Source organism: Prevotella sp. MGM1, from assembly GCF_002933775.1.
In the GTDB taxonomy this organism is placed as follows: Bacteria; Bacteroidota; Bacteroidia; order Bacteroidales; family Bacteroidaceae; genus Prevotella.
In genome coordinates this window covers 1-17,608 of the sequence record NZ_BEWV01000201.1, presented here as the reverse complement: position 1 = coordinate 17,608, position 17,608 = coordinate 1, and the positions used below count along the sequence as shown (strand labels likewise).

Annotated in this window: 13 protein-coding genes and 1 pseudogene; 7 read left to right on the top strand and 7 right to left on the bottom strand. The window is 45.6% G+C overall.

The window, feature by feature from the left end; all coding sequences use genetic code 11:
* Positions 1-4 precede the first annotated feature (4 nt).
* The 5 genes from MoGM_RS13075 to MoGM_RS08035 all read left to right on the top strand — a co-directional run bounded on the left by MoGM_RS13075 (position 5) and on the right by MoGM_RS08035 (position 4,577).
* Positions 5-271 (top strand): hypothetical protein, encoded by a 267-nt coding sequence (locus MoGM_RS13075; protein WP_158249584.1) that lies wholly within the window; start codon positions 5-7, stop codon positions 269-271.
* The gene (locus MoGM_RS08050; RefSeq protein WP_233210213.1) at positions 271-900 is read left to right on the top strand and encodes a GNAT family N-acetyltransferase; all 630 of its coding nucleotides are present in this window, start codon (positions 271-273) and stop codon (positions 898-900) included. The genes MoGM_RS13075 and MoGM_RS08050 overlap by 1 nt, the downstream gene beginning before the upstream one ends.
* Positions 901-921: 21 nt before the next feature.
* Positions 922-2,319 (top strand): tRNA uridine-5-carboxymethylaminomethyl(34) synthesis GTPase MnmE, encoded by a 1,398-nt coding sequence (gene mnmE / locus MoGM_RS08045; RefSeq protein WP_104369604.1) that lies wholly within the window; start codon positions 922-924, stop codon positions 2,317-2,319.
* 267 nt (positions 2,320-2,586) lie between these two features.
* A complete protein-coding gene (locus MoGM_RS08040; RefSeq protein ID WP_104369563.1) occupies positions 2,587-3,480 on the top strand; it encodes a helix-turn-helix domain-containing protein in 894 nt (297 codons plus the stop codon).
* Between the two features lie 92 nt (positions 3,481-3,572).
* The gene (locus MoGM_RS08035) at positions 3,573-4,577 is read left to right on the top strand and encodes a site-specific integrase (RefSeq protein ID WP_104369562.1); all 1,005 of its coding nucleotides are present in this window, start codon (positions 3,573-3,575) and stop codon (positions 4,575-4,577) included.
* Positions 4,578-4,720: 143 nt separating this feature from the next.
* On the opposite strand, the gene MoGM_RS08030 is transcribed toward MoGM_RS08035, so the two are convergent.
* The 6 genes and pseudogenes from MoGM_RS08030 to MoGM_RS08005 form a co-directional block, all read right to left on the bottom strand.
* Positions 4,721-6,043, bottom strand: coding sequence for a sigma-54 dependent transcriptional regulator (locus tag MoGM_RS08030; RefSeq protein WP_104369561.1), 1,323 nt, complete (start codon positions 6,041-6,043; stop codon positions 4,721-4,723).
* Positions 6,036-8,346 (bottom strand): annotated as a pseudogene (locus MoGM_RS08025) (ATP-binding protein). The gene MoGM_RS08030 and the pseudogene MoGM_RS08025 overlap by 8 nt, the downstream one beginning before the upstream one ends.
* A 15-nt stretch (positions 8,347-8,361) precedes the next feature.
* Complete coding sequence (locus tag MoGM_RS08020; protein ID WP_104369560.1) at positions 8,362-9,723, bottom strand: efflux transporter outer membrane subunit; 1,362 nt, start codon at positions 9,721-9,723, stop codon at positions 8,362-8,364.
* Positions 9,724-12,837 carry an efflux RND transporter permease subunit gene (locus MoGM_RS08015; RefSeq protein ID WP_104369559.1) on the bottom strand — a complete coding sequence of 1,038 codons (3,114 nt, stop codon included), beginning with the start codon at positions 12,835-12,837 and terminating at the stop codon, positions 9,724-9,726.
* Complete coding sequence (locus tag MoGM_RS08010) at positions 12,834-13,955, bottom strand: efflux RND transporter periplasmic adaptor subunit (RefSeq protein ID WP_104369558.1); 1,122 nt, start codon at positions 13,953-13,955, stop codon at positions 12,834-12,836. The genes MoGM_RS08015 and MoGM_RS08010 overlap by 4 nt, the downstream gene beginning before the upstream one ends.
* A 43-nt stretch (positions 13,956-13,998) precedes the next feature.
* Positions 13,999-14,538, bottom strand: coding sequence for a GNAT family N-acetyltransferase (locus MoGM_RS08005; RefSeq protein ID WP_104369557.1), 540 nt, complete (start codon positions 14,536-14,538; stop codon positions 13,999-14,001).
* A 278-nt stretch (positions 14,539-14,816) separates the two neighbouring features.
* On the opposite strand from MoGM_RS08005, the gene MoGM_RS08000 reads away from it, so the two are divergent.
* Together MoGM_RS08000 and MoGM_RS07995 are read left to right on the top strand one after the other, a co-directional pair.
* Entirely contained in the window at positions 14,817-15,908 is a 1,092-nt protein-coding gene (locus MoGM_RS08000) for a sensor histidine kinase (protein WP_104369556.1), read from the top strand.
* Entirely contained in the window at positions 15,889-16,644 is a 756-nt protein-coding gene (locus MoGM_RS07995) for a LytTR family DNA-binding domain-containing protein (protein WP_104369555.1), read from the top strand. The genes MoGM_RS08000 and MoGM_RS07995 overlap by 20 nt, the downstream gene beginning before the upstream one ends.
* Before the next feature lie 220 nt (positions 16,645-16,864).
* Here the strand turns inward: MoGM_RS07995 and mobA are convergent, their stop codons facing one another.
* Positions 16,865-17,299 (bottom strand): conjugal transfer protein MobA, encoded by a 435-nt coding sequence (gene mobA, locus MoGM_RS07990; protein ID WP_104369554.1) that lies wholly within the window; start codon positions 17,297-17,299, stop codon positions 16,865-16,867.
* Positions 17,300-17,608 lie beyond the last annotated feature (309 nt).

The following is a 17,608-nucleotide window of genomic DNA, read 5'->3' as shown; positions in this document are numbered from 1 at the left end:
ATCAATGAATATCGAAGACATTAGAATAAATGAGAAACGAACAGACGTATTGATATCAAAATTAGTTTCATTATGGGAATTATCTGTAAAAGTATCGCATTCATTTCTCACTCACCAAGATATATTACAAAAAGGATTAAAGAATATTGAAACACTCATCACAGCATATTATAAAAACGAAATAATAGGATTTATTGGTATTGAATGTAAAAAACAGAAATGCTATTTGTTAGCCCGAGCTATTTTGGTAAAGGTATTGGCAGGAGATTAATGACAATAGGAATAGAAAAATTTAAGACTCAATATGTTGATGTGAATGAAGAAAATCCTAATGCCAGTACTTTTTATCATAAAATGGGATTTGTTATATATAATAGAAATGCAAAAGACTCCCAAGGGAACAACTTTCCTATATTAGAAATGAAAAGAACCGATTTTTATATAAGGAATGCAGAAAGTAAAGATATTGAAGTTTTACAAAAGATATTCAAAGATACAATCCTAAGCATAAACATCAATGACTATTCTATTAATGAAGCAAAAGATTGGGCATCATGCGGAAATAACATTAAACGTTGGAAAGAATTAATTACCAGTCATTATTTTATAGTCGCAGAAACATATAAAAAACAAATTATTGGCTTCTCTTCTATCAGTAGAGATGGATATATTAATTCTATGTTTGTTCATAAAGACTTCCAACGCATTGGCATCGCTAAAACTTTACTCAACGAAATGGAACTATATGCGCGTACAAGAAGAATAAAGAAACTTACATCAGAAGTAAGCATAACAGCTATTAATTTTTTCCAAAAGAACAGATATATTATAGTTAAAGAACAAAAGCGAAAAGCAAACAAAATGTTTCTTACAAATTATTTAGTGGAAAAATATTTATAGTTAATGATAAAAGAAACAGGAATGGATACAGAAAAAACTATCTGCGCAATAGCCACATCACAAGGTGGAGCTATAGGAATAATAAGAATTTCAGGTAAAGAGGCTATCAATATTGCAGATGAAATTTTTATTCCCAAAGACAAAACCCCATTAAAGGAACGTAAACCATATACATTGGCTTATGGAAAAATTTGCAATAACAAAGAAATAATAGACGAAGTCCTAATTAGCATTTTTCATGCTCCTCACTCTTATACTGGTGAAAATTGTATTGAGATTTCATTTCATAACTCACAGTATATTGCAGATAGAATATTAAAACTTCTAATCCAATATGGATGCCGACAAGCCTCACCGGGAGAATATACACAGCGCGCTTTCATAAATGGGAAAATGGATTTAAGCCAAGCTGAGGCTGTTGCTGATTTAATTGCGTCAACCAATCGTGCAACACATATAATGGCCATGAACCAGCTGCGCGGAAAGTTCTCGTCTGAATTGCACTCTTTAAGAGAACAACTATTGCACATGACATCGCTAATAGAACTCGGACTTGATTTCAGTGATCACGAAGAACTTGAATTTGCAAATAATGAGGATTTACTATACCTTGCGAACAAAATAGAAAGCAAGATTTCTTCTTTATTAAAATCATTCAAAACAGGAAGAGCTATGAAACAAGGAATTCCTGTTGCTATTATTGGTAAAACTAATGTAGGCAAAAGTACTTTATTAAACCAATTATTAGGCGATGATAAAGCTATTGTGAGTAATATACATGGAACGACACGAGATGTAATAGAAGATACAATAGAAATTAATGGAGTATCATTTCGCTTCATTGATACGGCAGGTATAAGAAAAACAACAAATACAATAGAAAATATTGGAATAGAACGGACATTCAAAAAAATAGATGAAGCCTCAATTATTATATGGGTAATAGATAAAATACCTACGGACAATGAGATTATTAGTATTGTCCCCAAATTAGATGGAAAGAAAATAATAATTGCATTCAATAAATCTGATTGTATAGATAATATAAAAACAGAAATAGAATCGTTAAAACAAATAATAAACAAGCATTCTATAACAGACTCATCCATTATTGAACTTAGTGCAAAACAAGGAACAAATATATCTGTATTAGAGAGTATAATATATGATGTAGCAAATATTCCTGAAATAAAAGAAAATGATATCATTATCACAAATATACGCCATTACGAGGCCTTATATTCCTCTCATCAGAATATAAAAACTTTGATAAACGGAATTAAACAAAATATGGGTAATGAATTATTAAGTGAAGAATTACGTCAATGCATATATAACCTTGGCGAAATAATCGGTGGAACAATAAAAACAGAGGATACATTAGAATCAATATTTAGAAATTTCTGCATCGGCAAATGACGTAATTGTCACAATCCGTCACAATCCGTCACAATCCATTAGTACAGCGTGCTTTACGGCACGCTTTTTCATGCCCTTACTGATGGATTCTAACGGATTCTGACCCCTTTTTCGCCCATTTTTGTATCCCGGTTGTATTTCGTCATCGACCGGGACCGAAAGCGCGAGATAAGTGATGGAGGATTTACACGTTAGTACACGTCGATACACGCCCATACACGCTTTTGGCGAAATAATTGGCGAAATAACCACTTATATAAAGCCAGTATGAGCAGTAACATTCAAATTGAAAAAGTCTGTCAGTGGTGCGGAAAAAACTTCATTGCCCGGACTACTCAGACTGCGTACTGTTCCAAACGATGCGCTGAACATGCCTATAAGGATAGAAAGCGCAAAGAGAAAATGGAACGGTGCAAAGAAGAGGTGCGTCGAGTTCAGACCGGGATGAAAGAAATTGACGAGAAAGAATTTCTCACTCCCCGTCAGGCAGCTCAGTATCTTGGTCTTTGCTATAAGACCTTTTACATCTATATCAATAAAGGTGTAATCAAGGCATGGAAACTCAACCGAAAGACCCTTGTCAAGCGAAGCGATATTGACACTCTATTCGCTGCGACGGAACGGACAACCATTGCACGAGAGGAAACTCCAATTTCTGAGTTTTACACTACACAGGAAGTTCTTGACAAATATCAGGTATCTAACGGCTGGTTTTGGAAAGTCTGTAAAGAAAAGAAAATCCCCAAGACCGTGTATCGTGGGAAAAACATGTGGAGCAAAGCCCATGTTGACCGGGCATTTGCAAAGAAACCAACTCCGGAGGGAATCACAGAGTGGTACACTGTTGCTGAAATCCAAGAGAAATTCGGGATGACATTATCAGCCATATACAACCTTGCTTCCAAGGAAGGAATTCCGAAAACTAAAGTCGGTAAAGAAGTACGCTATTCAAAGAATCATTTTGATGTGGCTAAAGGTGTGGCAGAACCTGAACCTCCGGCTGAATACACGATAGCAGAGGCTATGGTAAAGTTTGGCATGACCAGAGACCAGCTCTATCACTATGTCAAGACCTATAAGATAACCCGTACCAAGAGAGGCAAGTTTACCTATCTCTCCCGCAAAGAACTGGATGATTTGCTTGCGCCACCTACGATTTAGCCGAAACCGGCTATGGTGGCGCGATGGTGGCTGATTCCACCATGCAAACACAACCGAACTTTGCGTCAAACTTTTAACTCTTTCAAGATACAATGAATACCTGCACTAAAGTTTTCCTTCGTAAAAAGGAAATATCGGGCGACCGCATATCGCTCTACCTCGACTTCTATCCCCCAATCCGAAATCCTCACACCAACAGGCTCAGCCGCCGTGAGAGTCTGGGAATATATCTCTACGGGCATCCGGCAAATGCCCGTGAACGAGAGTTCAACGCCTCCATGATGGAAAAGGCGGAGGCTATCCGTTGCCGTCGCTTCGAGCAGTTGCTCAACGAGCAGTTCGGCTTCCTCGACAAAGAGAAACTCCGCATCGACTTTCTGGAATACTTCCGCAAGAAGTGTTTCAAGAAATACCAGAAGTGGAAGATTGTCTATCAGCACTTCCATGATTTTTGCGAGGGTAAATGTACCGTCGGAGAAATCAACGAGGACTTCTGCAAGAAGTTTCAGGCATACCTTCTTAAAGGTGGCCGTCGTGATGGTCGCAAGAGTAAGCTCGCCCATAACTCAATCGCCGGTTACTGGTCAACATTCCGCACTCTGCTCAAAGAGGCGTATCAGGAGAAACTCCTCCGAGAGAACATAAATGACTTCCTCGAAAAGATTGAGTGGAAGGATACCAAAATTGAGTTTCTCTCGCTCGACGAGGTTAAGAAACTCGCCGCGACTCCATGCAAACATGAGGTGCTGCGTCGTGCGTCGCTGTTCTCTTGCATGACCGGGCTCCGCATCAGCGACATTCAGCAACTCCGGTGGGAACATATCGTCAAGACCGAAGACGGGTATGTTATGCGAATCCGCACGGAAAAGACCGATGAGGAAGCCACTCTCCCAATCAGCGAGGAAGCCCTCGCCTTTTGCGGTGAACGAGAAGAGGGACTTGTGTTCAAGACTCTCAAACGCTCAATGATAAACTACCCTCTCCGGGCGTGGATAAAGGAGGCTGGAATCAACCGCCGGATCACGTTCCACGTCGCAAGTCACAGCGATTTTTCTTTCTTGCTAAAATTCAAGCACTTGCAAATTTTCGCAGCTTAATAGGTAACGATTTAGAAACCAGCGAAATTCTGTATTTCACCTCGTTTTGCAGTAATTCAAAAGAACGCTTTTCCTAAATGCAAAGGTAATATTATTTTTTTGAATAACAAACCTTTGCAGATAGTCAAATTCAACAAAATCGGCTATGGTTGCCTGAATTTATATTTAAGTCCATACTCTTCAAGTTTACTGTATAGTGTAGCTCTGCTTATTCCCAACAGTTCGGCGGCGGCACATCGGTTGCCGTTTGTCTGTTTCAACGCACGCATTATCCGCTCCTTATCCTCCGCGTCATTGCGCAGTGCGAAGCTGACGGGTGAGGTCGGTTTCGGCACGGCAAGTTCAAGATGTTCTTTCGTGACAGTTCCTTCTTGTGCCTGCAACACGGCTCCCATGATTTTCTGCCGAAGCTCGCGCACGTTGCCCGGCCATGCGTGGGTCAGCAACGCTTTTCGGGCTTCGGAACTGAAACCGCTCACATTGCACTCAAGTTCCTTGTTGGCTATCTCACGGAAGAACTCCGCAAGCGGCATGATGTCCTCCTGACAGTCACGCAACGGCGGAACAGTTATCTCGAAGTCGCGCAGACGGTAGAGTAAATCCTGTCGGAAACGCTTTTCGCTCACTGCCGCCTCCAGATCCTCATTGGTGGCGGCGATGATGCGGACATTGAAACTTCTGTCCGATTTGTCACCGACCGGGCGATAACGCCTCTCCTGTATGGCACGGAGCAACATCTGCTGGGTTTCCAACGCAAGGTTGCCCACCTCATCCAAAAACAACGTGCCGCCTTCCGCCTCATGGAAATATCCTCTCTTGGTGCTGTCCGCACCCGTGAACGCGCCTTTGACGTGTCCGAAGAATGCCGACGGCGCAAGTTCTCTGGAGAGTGAACCGCAGTCCACAGCCACAAAAGGCTTGCCTGCCCGTTTGCTCTTGTCGTGCAGGTGGTGGGCGATATGCTCCTTGCCCGTGCCGTTCTCTCCGAATATCATTACGCTCATATCGGTTGCAGCTACCAACTTTATCCTGTGCATGATTTTCTGAAAGGCGGAACCTTCACGGGCGAACACGGGCATCCGGCTGTGTCCCGACTGACGCTCTTTCTGTATGGAGCGGATAAGGGGGACGAGTTTGTCCTCTATAAGTTTCTTTGGAATATAGTCAAGCGAACCGAGTTTCATGCTTTCCACAGCGGTATGCACTTCGGCATAGTCGGTCATGATGATGAACGGCTGCATCTTTCCCTCCTTGCGCATCCAGCGCAGCAGGTCTATTCCATTGCCATCGTTTAGGCGCAGGTCTGACACGACTATATCATCATCCGTCGTCTGTTGCAGATGTTTTTTCGCTGTCGATAGGTGGTAAGCCTTCACGGTACTATATCCCTCCCGTGCCAGCAGGTTGCAGATATACTCGCAATACACGATATTATCTTCCACCACGATTATTCTTGTCTTATCCATTTTCGTATTTTCTCCTTTCCTCTTTTGCCAAATGTATAATCTCCGCTCCCTTATCAAGCACAGAATTAACCGCTTGTTGAATGGTGCTATCATCGGGCGTTGCTACATTGTGAAGCACACCATAGAGAACCTTCAGCGGTTGGTCGGCACAGAGTATCTCCCATGAACTGCGCAGGTGATGTGTCAGGGCATCAAGTTCTTGCAGGTCGTTTCGCGTTGCCGCATCCCGTATAGCCTGCATTTCCTTCGCGGTTTCCGTTATCAGCTTTTCTAACATGACAGTTTCATTGCCGTAGGACAACAAGGCTGAAAAGTCCGGTTTGCTGTCCTGTGTCGCTTTAATGGCGTACTCGTCAGAAACTCCCATCAGTTCAGATATGGAGAACGGCTTGAAAAGACATCCGGCAAAGCCTCGTTCCAAAAGTTCCGCCGCATCGCAACTGCCCGAAGCGGTTGCCACGACCACAGGGATTGTTTGTGAATTACCCACGTTGGATGAGCGCAGCAATTCCAACAGCTCAAAGCCGTTTATACCGGGCATATTCAGGTCTGTCAGTAGCAGACTGTATTCTTTCCGACGTATCATTTCCATCAGTTCCGATGCATCGGTACAGGTGTCGCATTGTATTCCTTCTTGGGCGTACATCTCTTTCAACATCAGGAGCAACACCTCGTCATTGTCAATGGCGACAACATTGAGGTTTCTATCCTTTTGGCGGACATAGGTTTGTAACTCTTTCTCCGGCACTTCTTCGGCTTTTTGCATAGGTATCTCCACCGTGAAACGACTTCCTTTCCCTTTCTCACTTTCCAAACGGATTTTGCCGCTAAACATCGTCACTATATTCTTCACAATGGCAAGTCCAAGTCCGAAACCGTCTTTTGCGGCGGCATTTGAGAGGCGTTCAAACGCACCGAACACTTGTTGCTGTTCCTCTTTGGTCATGCCTGTACCCGTATCCTCAACAACAAGGGTCAAAATTCCGTTATTGTAGTCTGTTGTAAGTGATACACCGCCTTCCTCCGTGAACTTGATGGCGTTTGACAGCAGGTTGTTCCCGATTTGGATTATTCGCTCTTTGTCGGTCAGTACCACGGTATCGCTTACGTTATTCACTGTTAGCGACAGCCCTTTGTTCATGGCTATTGGCATAAACTCCGTCTCAAGGGTATGTGTGATTGCTGAAATGCGGCAAGGTAGCAGTTTAGGCTGTTCCTTGCCGTTGTCCAAACGGAAGAAGTCAAGCAGGGTGTTGAGCATCTCCCGCATACGGGTGGAAGATTGCTGTATGCTTTGAAGAAAATGCACATTGTTCCCCTTGCTGCACTCTTTCTGCAACAGCTCGGTATAACCTGTTATTGCCGTCAGCGGTGTGCGCAGTTCGTGGGTGATGGTATGCACCGCTTTCTTACGGGAAACAATCAGCGCCTCGTTCCGTTCGACCGATTTCATCAGTTGTGAAATCAGATCTGTCGTTTTCCGCTTATATCGTTTAATCCGTTTAACGTCATTGTGTATAATGATATTAGGAAATGACCAACAGCAAAAGGACAAATCCCATCAAGCCGCCTATCTGCATAAACGACTGTTCCCTCATAGCTGCTATTTCGTCTTCACGTTTTTGCAGGTCGGATTGTACCTTATCTTCTATTTGGCAAATCAATCCTTGCAGTTGTCTGTTGAGTTCTGCATTACGAGCCGCAAGACTGTCGGCTTGTAAACCCAATCGACGGCTTTGCGCTTTCTGTTCGCTGATTACAGTTCTATTGAGCGAATGAAGCATAGAAGTGGTTGCCGTTGGTTTCGTTTCCTCTTTTTTGCCGAATATGCCCAAGAAACCTTTACGCTTCTGTTTCTTAGGCTGTTCCCGCACACTTGTTTGCACAATAACAGGTACTTGGCTGACTATCTTCTTGTTGATGGATTGTTGTTTATCCATTAACCGAACTATTTGGAACATCTGTCGTTCCTTATCTTCCAAAAGACTACGCACACTGTCGATACGTCCAATTGCATGAATTTTATTGAAAAGGTACAATGTTCTGTCCAATGTGATGCGTTGGGCATGGTAATTCTCCAAATCTGTTTCATCCCAATCCAATACAGTTTCTCCTAATAGCGAAAACTCTATCAGTTGGATATGAATACGGTTTACCTCCTTTCTGAATTCATCTATACGTCGATTGTCAACCTCCAATGCTTCCACTTCCTGCCATTCATTATGACAAGTAAATGCAATGCCCACTACTATTAGGATTATGAAAGTGTGGCTTAATGTTATTGCCTTACGTACAAATTCCATCTATTCTCTTACGAATTAAATTCTTCCTCCTCCCAACGCATGATAAAGTTTGATTACACTTTGTATGCGTTCAAAAAGAGTTTGTAGCTGTTGCACTTCCGCTTCGAGAAGAGACTGTTGGGCGGTCAATACTTCCAAATAGGTGGTATTGGAATGACGCATCAGCGATTCAGTTTTTCGCACAGCGTCGCATAATGTTTCAACCTGTCGAGCATTGATTTCTATTTGCGATTTCGCAGTCTGCCATGCGGCCAAAGCATCGTTCACTTCTTTTCCTGCGTTCAACAAAGATTGTTGGAACAGTAACTTCGCTTCCTCTTGACGGGTTTTGGCAATCTTCAAATTAGCGATGTTTGCGCCCCGGTTGAATAATGGCTGTGTCAGGGAGCCAATGGCATTGAGCAACCATTGTCCGGGATTTACGATAACACCACCACCGTTATTTGTCCACCCAAGAGCCCCCGAAAGGGTTATATTGGGATAGAAAGCGGCACGGGCCGCATTGGTGGCGTAGAACGCCTGCGTCAGTTCCATTTCAGCCTGACGCACATCGGGGCGGTTGGAAAGCAACTGCAAAGGGACTCCGATAGAGACTGTATCAGGGAAAGCCGCCTCAGCCAGATTACTTCGTTCAATCGAGTGTGACGGCATGGCAAGTATTGCAGACAGGGCGTTTTCAGTTTCGGAGATACTCTTGCGAATGGATAGCAGGGATGCTTCGAGTTGCATCATGTTTGCCTTTGCCTGCAATACGCCGGCTTCGTTTGATTTCCCCACTTTTTTCAACGCTTCAAGAGTGCGTACGGTAGTCCGCCAGTTCTCCAAAGTTTGGTTGCTTATTGCCATTTGAGCGTCAAGCATGGCAAGTGTGTAGTAACTGTCGGAAATAGTGGCGACAAGCTGTGTCTGTACGGCTTGCCGGTAGGCACGGCTTCCTTGTAATGCGGCGGCTGCGCCACGCTTTGCCGCCGTAAGTTTGCCGAAGATGTCCAGTTCCCAGCTTGCTGATGCTCCCACATTATATGTCTTTGCCGTTACCCCGTCATGTTTGTTGGCATTACCTTCGGCATTCAGTCCCAATGATGGAAGATATGAGAGTTTGGCTGTAAGCAGGGCGGCTTCTGCCGCTTCCACGCGCAACCGTGCCACATTGAGGTCTGTGTTCCGTTCAAGCCCCGTTTCAATCAAGGACTGGAGTTTCGGGTCGGTAAACATTTCCCGCCACGACAGGGACGCGATGGTTGTTGTATCAATGTCCACTGGTACGTCCCGATACAGATTCTCCATTGAGAGGTCAGGACGATGATACCGGCTGTATGTGCCACAACCGGCAAACATCCATCCCGACAGTATGATATATATTACTGTCTTCTTCATTTAATTATGCTTAACACGTTCTTGGATATATTGGAATACAATAAATAATGACGGCACAAGGAACAACAGAGCCAAAGTACCGACAATCATTCCGCCGATTACACCTGTGGCAAGCGAACGGCTGCCGTTGGCACCCACGCCGTGAGCCAGCATCAGCGGGATAAGACCGAACACCATAGACAACACGGTCATCAGTATGGGGCGCAAACGGACTTTAGCCGCACTGTACGCCGACTGTGCCAGTGTCATGCCTTCCGACCGCCGCTTGCCGGCGTATTCGGTAAGCAGGATGGCGGTCTTGGCAAGCAGACCGATAATCATGATCAGTCCGGTCTGCATGTAGATGTTGTTCTCCAGACCGAAGAGCCACGCAAACAGGAAACTGCCCATCAGTCCGCAAGGCACAGATAACAGCACTGCGAAGGGGATGAACACGCTTTCGTACAAGGCGCACAGAATCAGATAGACCAGAACCATGCAAAGCAGAAATATAAGCGTGGCATTATTGGTTGTCTTGCTTTCCTCGCGCGAGATACCGCCGAACTCGTAAGTGTAATTGGCCGGAAGCACTTCGCGTGCCGTCTCACCGATGGCTTCGAGCACCTGCCCCGAACTGTACCCCTGAGCCGGGGAACCGCTAATCGAGATGGCATTGAACAGGTTGAAGCGGGTGAGGTCTGACGGACCGTTGGTCTTGGTCAGGCGCACGAACTGGCTCAATGGCGACATACCGCCATCGGAAGTTCGCACATACATGTGGTGAAGGGATTCCGCATTCACGCGGTATTCCGCCGGAGCCTGCATAGTCACATGGTAGAGCTTGGAGAACCGGTTGAAGTCGGAAACATATTGTCCGGTATAATAGCCCGACAATGTGGAAAGCACATCTGCGGGCGACACTCCCGACTGTTCGCATTTCGCGGCATCAATATCCACCCAGTATTGCGGATAGTCCGTGGCAAAGGAGGAATAGACTTCGCCGATTTCGGGTCGTTGCGATAAGGCTTCGACAAACTTGTCCGCCTCTTCCTTAAAAGCGGTGATGTCTCCACCCGCCTTGTCCTGCAAGTAGAGTTCAAAGCCGTTTCCCATGCCGTACCCGGCAATCATCGGAGGCGACATGGCGAACACTGTGGCATCGGGAATGTCTGAGGTGGCGGCATAAATCTTTCCGATAACGTCATTGACCGACTGCCCCTCTCCCTTGCGCAGATCCCAATCTTTTAGTGTCACGAAATACATCGCCTGCGAGGGACCGGAACCGCTGAAAGAGAAACCGGCGACCGCACCGCTGTATTCAATCTCATTGATACTGTCGAGACGGCTGTTGATACGCTCCATCACCTTACTTGTCTGAGCCATGGACGTGCCGGGCTTCGTGTTCATGCTCACCATGACCGTCCCGGTATCCTCTTCAGGAATAAGTCCCGTCTTTGTGACATTGACCAGTAGCACCAGCAACCCGAAAGAGACGCCTATAATGCTCCACAACAGCCACCGACGGTGGATAATGAACATCACCCCACGTACATAGCGTCGGCTCAGACGGTCAAAAACAGCATTGAACGCTTTTCGGAAACGGGCTGCAAAATTGTTCTTGGTGTTGCCCTGCTCATCGATATAGGGTTTCAGCAGCAGCGCACAGAGTGCCGGTGAGAGTGTGAAGGCATTGACTGCCGAGATTCCCACGGCAACAGCCATCGTGATACCGAACTGCGCGTAGAACGCTCCCGAAGTCCCGCCCATCATGGCTACGGGGAAAAACACTGCCATAAAGATGATGGTAGAGGTCAGGATAGCTGACGAAACGCCTTTCATGGCATCATCAGCCGCGAGAACTGCTGATTGATAGCCCTCATCAAACTTCGCCTGCACCGCTTCCACCACCACAATGGCATCATCGACCACGGTTCCGATGGCAAGCACAAGCGCGAACAGGGTAAGCAGATTGATGGAGAATCCAATCATGGACATCACAGCGAACGTGCCGATGATGGAAACGAAGATGGATATGGTAGGGATAAGCGTTGACTTGATATCCTGCAAGAACACATACACCACTACGATAACCAAAAGTATCGCTTCCAGCAAGGTACGGAGGACCGAGTGAATGGAGGCATACAGGAACTTGTTGGTATCGGTAAGCACCACGAATTCCGTCCCTTCGGGCAAGTCCCGGCTAAGGTCGTCAAGCACTTCGTGAATCTCCTTGATGGTGCTCGAAGCATTGGACCCGGCTTTCTGGTTGATGAGCATCATGGCTGCCGGATGCCCGTTCACCTCGGAGGAGTAATTGTAGTATTCATCGCCCAGTTCCACATCGGCAACCTCTTTTAACCGTAGCACATTGCCACCTGGAAGTGACTTGATGACCAACTCACCGAACTCTTCCGCACCGGACAAACGTCCGCGATATTTCATCGTGTATTCATTGGCAGTAGGATGATTGGCACCGAAAGAGCCGGTGGCGGCCTCGATGTTCTGCCGTGCGAGTACGGCGGATATGTCATCGGGGATAAGTCCGTATTGCGCCATCTTGTCGGGTTTCAGCCAAAGTCGCATGCTGTAGTTGGAACCGAACAATTGCACCTTTCCCACGCCGCTGATACGTTTCAGCCTCGGCTCGACATTGATTTTCACGTAATTGTTCAGGAAGGTCTGGTCGAAGCGGTCATCGGGCGAATAGAGCACGAAAGTCATCAGTTCGGCGTTCTGCTGTTTTTCGGTGGTGACACCGGTTTTGGTGGCTTCTGCCGGAAGCTGGCTCAGTGCGCCGTTCACGCGGTTCTGCACGTTTACCGCTGCCATGTCCGCGTTAGCACCTTGTTTGAAATAGATGTTGATGGAAGCATCCCCCGTATTCGATGCCGTGGAAGTCATATAGGTCATGTCTTCCACACCGTTGATGGCTTCTTCCAAAGGGGTTATCACTGCCTTTTGCACGGTTTCGGCGTTTGCACCCGGATAGGTTGCAAATACGTTGATGGTCGGAGGTGCGATGTCGGGGTATTGTTCCACCGGCAGGGAAAACATGGAAATCATACCCAACAGTACGATTACCACCGAGATAACGCCCGAAAACACCGGGCGGTCTATAAAAAATCGCAGGTTCATTTTACTTCGTTTTTAGGGGTTATGCTCATACCTTCTTTCATCAGTCCCACGCCTTCGGCGATAATGGTGTCACCGACCGAGAGTCCTTCTTTTACGATAAACCGGTTGCCGTCGTTCAGGCGGTCCACCGTGAGATAAGCGGCTTCCGCCTGTCCGTTTTTCAGACGGTAAGCGATAATCTTGTCTTGCAGTTCCACGGTAGCGGTCATGGGGATGGTTACGGCATCCGTTTTCGGGTTTTGAAGAATGACATTGCCGATGCTGCCGCTCAACAGTTCGCGGTCGGGATTGGGGAACAGGGCTTTGATCTGTACCGTTCCGGTAACCGGGTCCACCACGCCGCTTACGGTTTCAATACGTCCTTTCGCCTTGTACAGGCTGCCATCGTTGAGTTGCAGGCGCACTTCCGGCGTCCCGACTATCATGCTGTCAATTGAACCATAGTGAGCCGAATATCGCCGTAGCATATTCTCCGAAATGGAGAAATAGGCATATATCTCCGCATTGTCGGACACGACCGTGAAAGGCTGCGCCATATTGGGACCAACAAGTGCACCGATACGATAGGGCAATGTGCCTACCACTCCGTTGCTTGGACTTTTGATTTCCGTATAGGAGAGGTTGTTGCGTGCATCCGCTTCTTGTGCCTTTGCCTGTTCGAGTTCGGCAAGCGACACAGCCAGTTGGTTCCAGGCGAGAGAAAGCTCGTAGTCGGATATGACCTTCTCGTCAAACAACGCCTGCTTGCCCTGCAACTCGATTCGTGCCGTTTCCGCTTTTGCCTGTGTTGCGCTGACATTTGCCGATGCCGTGCGCAATGCAGCCAGATAGGGAACTTGGTCGATTACTGCCAATACTTGTCCGGTTTTCACCCGTTCACCCTCTTTCACGCACAGCCGGATGATGCGCCCTGATATTTGAGGCATAATGTCCACATCCTGCCGTCCGTGTATGGCGGCGGAATAGGATTCGGATATTTCCACCGGACTCGATGAGACCTTTATAACCTGATAACTCTGCACCGCATCCTGCTTGCCGTCCTCCTGCCTGCATCCGGTCGGCAGGAACAGCATGAGGGCAAATGCGGCGAAATTCGTGATAATGAATAGCTTGTTCATATTTTCTTCTTGTTTTGTATTAATTCATAATAGGTTTGGTGTGTCACCACTGACGGATGGTATTCCACTCTTTTTCGAGAATGGCATAAACACAGGTATCTTCATATTTTGGGGAGCCGTCAGGATTGTTTACGAATGTCACAAACTCCTTGAAACATCCTTCGCGGCGCATACCAAGGCGTTCGCATAAGCGTTTGGAGCGGATATTGTCATCTTCCACAAATCCATAGATACGCCGTGCATCCGCCTTCCGAAAAAGATAATCCAACAATCCGGTAGCCGCTTCATAAGCGAATCCTTTGCCTTCAAAACGTTTGTTGAAATGCCACCCCACATTATAAGTGTCTTCATTCTCACATAAAGCGAACACGTCACCGATAATAAAGTCATCTTTTTTCAGGCTCACGGCATAGCGTTGTATATCTTTTTGGGAATCCTGCATATATGCCCATGCCGCCTCTTCGGAACAAAGGCGGTCTCCGGCAAAGCAATTCACACGAGGATTAGAAAGATATTCCAAAAGTCCGGCTGCGTCTTTTTTCTGAAATTTTCTGATTACAATGCGTTCTGTTTCAATGTTCATACTTTTTTTAGGGTGCAAAATTATCTCCCGATAAAGGTTCTTGCAATTCAATGAGTATCGAAACGGATAAATTAACGCCCGAACCGTCCAAAATGGGCAGTTAAGACCTAAAAAGGATGGTTTTCCAAGTATAAATTCCCTTTAACAAACACAATGTGCATTTCAACTATAATTATTATCGTTTCAAGAGCAATTTTATCCGTTTCAGTCGGTTTTATCTATTAGCAAAAGATGCAAAGCACTATTTTTGCGGAATATAAAGTAACTTCGCATCCGCTATGACCCAAGAGAAAATGAAAATAATGAATTGGAAGAACGGTCTGTTGTTATCGACCGTTTCCTATATGCTCTACCTCATTCTGTGGTTTATACTTGATGATGAAACCGCCGGCCAATTGCCAGAGATGGCAATAGCCGATTATATCATCGATTATCTGTGGTGTATGCTATTTACCTACATCTCTTTAGGATTTTCCTTTTTGGTCTTTAGGATATTGCCATTCAGGACATCCTACGTGTGGGTGATTGTCTATGCATCCTGCCTTTTTACCCTGAACAACATTGTTGCATTCGGCATGATTTCTTTGTTCAACTTCTTATGGGGTGAAAACGGAAACGGGCTTCTTGACGAACTCCTCAATATGAAAGGCGCATATACTTTTGCCATGATTTCCACATTCTTGTCAAGCGTCTATGCCAACACGTTCTATCTTCAGTCTTACATCAAGGCACGCGATGAGAAACAGACACTTGAAATGGCACTGATGAAAGAAAAGGAGATAGCCTTGCAGTCACAGCTCAATTCCCTGAAACTGCAAATCAATCCGCATTTCATGTTCAACAACTTCAACAACCTGCTGGAACTGATTGAAGAAGATACCGGACTTGCCGGAAAATTCCTAAGCCATCTGTCGAAAGTGTATAGATGCATCATCACCAATCTGGACAGGAATCTGATACCTGTCGCGGACGAAATCAAGTTTCTTGATTCATATTTGTACTTGATGAAAGTGCGCCACGACGAAGGTGTCATTGCAAAAGTAAGTCCGGGCGTCAGACAATGCAACGGTTTTCTTCCTCCGGCTGTATTGCAGCTTCTTGTGGAAAACGCAATAAAGCACAACAGCTTTTCATCTGAACATCCGCTGGTCATCGACATAAAGCTGTCCGATGATTACATAACTGTCTGCAACCTTAGGTCGCCTTTGATATCCCCAATCGAATCAACCGGTTTAGGACTTAAAAATATCACAGAACGATACGTCCTGCTTTGTGACAAAAAGGTCAAGATAGAGAATGCCGAAAACTTTTATTCGGTAAGTCTGCCCATCATAAAAAGCACCATCCCCTATGAACATTCTGATTCTTGAAGACGAGCCACGCAATGCCAAGCGCCTCATAAGGCTGCTGAGCGACATTGACAGAACATTTATTGTCGAAGGCCCTCTTGCCAGCATCAAAGAGACAGTCGAATTCTTTCAATCCGGCAAAACCACAGACCTCATCCTTGCGGATATCCGTCTGACTGACGGTTTGAGTTTCGAGGCTCTCAAATATGCTCCGGCAACCGTACCCATCATATTTACTACCGCATACGATGAATATGCGGTACAGGCATTCAAGTTCAACAGTTTCGACTATCTCTTGAAACCATTGGACCCGGATGAACTTGAAACGGCCATCGACAAGGCGACCAAAGCTGGTAAAAATTATACTGACGAAAACCTGCAACAACTTTTTGACGCCTTACAGAAGAACAAGTTCCGTTATCGGGAGCGTTTCCTACTTCCTTACCGTGACGGATATAAAACCGTGCGAGTTTCGGACATCAACCACATCGAAACAGAAAACAAGACGGTATATCTCCGTCTCAACAACGGCACTTCCGAAGTGGTTAATGTATCAATGGACGAACTTGAACACCAACTGAATCCTGACTATTTCTTCCGGGCAAACCGCCAATATATTATCAATGTAGAGCACGTTTTGTTCCTCGGTAATTATTTTGGAGGAAAGTTGATTGTCCGTTTGAAAGGTTATCCGAAAACGGAAATACAAGTGAGTAAGGAAAAGGCACAGAGGCTTAAAGAATGGATTGATAGGTAGACTATCTTGAAAAAAGAGTATCAATTATATTTAGTTTGTAAATCAAGTATCTGGATTTCTATTTATCAGTTTAGAAAGCCAGATACTTGATTCTACTATATTTTCATTCTTTTCAGTTAGTTCTTATTCTTAACAGACGTCCGACCATGACATGGTCAGCAATGAAGTTGCCCATAGGATTTCGTTCACTTGCCGGACTGCGAACCAAAGGAACAACCCGCTATACCATAGAATCATCCCGTCTTTGTTGCCATTTAGCCTCCATCTCCCTTGAAAGCTCCACAATCTCACGGCTCAGTTTCACAAGGTCAATGGTGCACTTCTCCAGCTTGTAGAGCAATGCCATCGCCTTCTTCTCCGAGAAGTGAATGCGTAGCTCCTTGACAACCTGATTGTAGTTCGTGCCTATGGCTCGGAACTGGGCGTGGAAATCCGACAGCTTGGTGTAGTAGTCCAGCATCGTCTTGTCCACCTTCAGTACCTTGAACTTCTGACCGAAGAAGTGCGCCTTGAGAAAGACGGCTTTCGCATACACGTTAGATTCCTCGTACATCGTTAGGAACCTGTTCCATTCCACATCATCGAAGCGTACCATCACGCAGTGCGTCTTCGGGTTCAACTTGGGATTTCTCCCGTACTTGCTCTTCTTTTTCATACTTCTTATTCTTTTAATTTTATGGCTTGTTTATTTTTTAATCTTTGATTAATGAACCCCGAAATTATCCGACTGCGGAGGATAATTCAGCCCACGGCAGTGAAGGTGTTTTCAGTTACTTAGAATTATTCGGGTAACTGAAAATATATCTTGCTGTGTCTTTGAGGACACAAGAATCCTCCGCCTGTCGGATTGGTTTGTGAGTATAATAACTCATTTGGAATATCGGTCAAGCCGATGGAGTGTATCCACCGGCTTGACCGGTTCTACCGTAATCCGCTCAGAGTTTGCGCCACTGCTCGATATCCT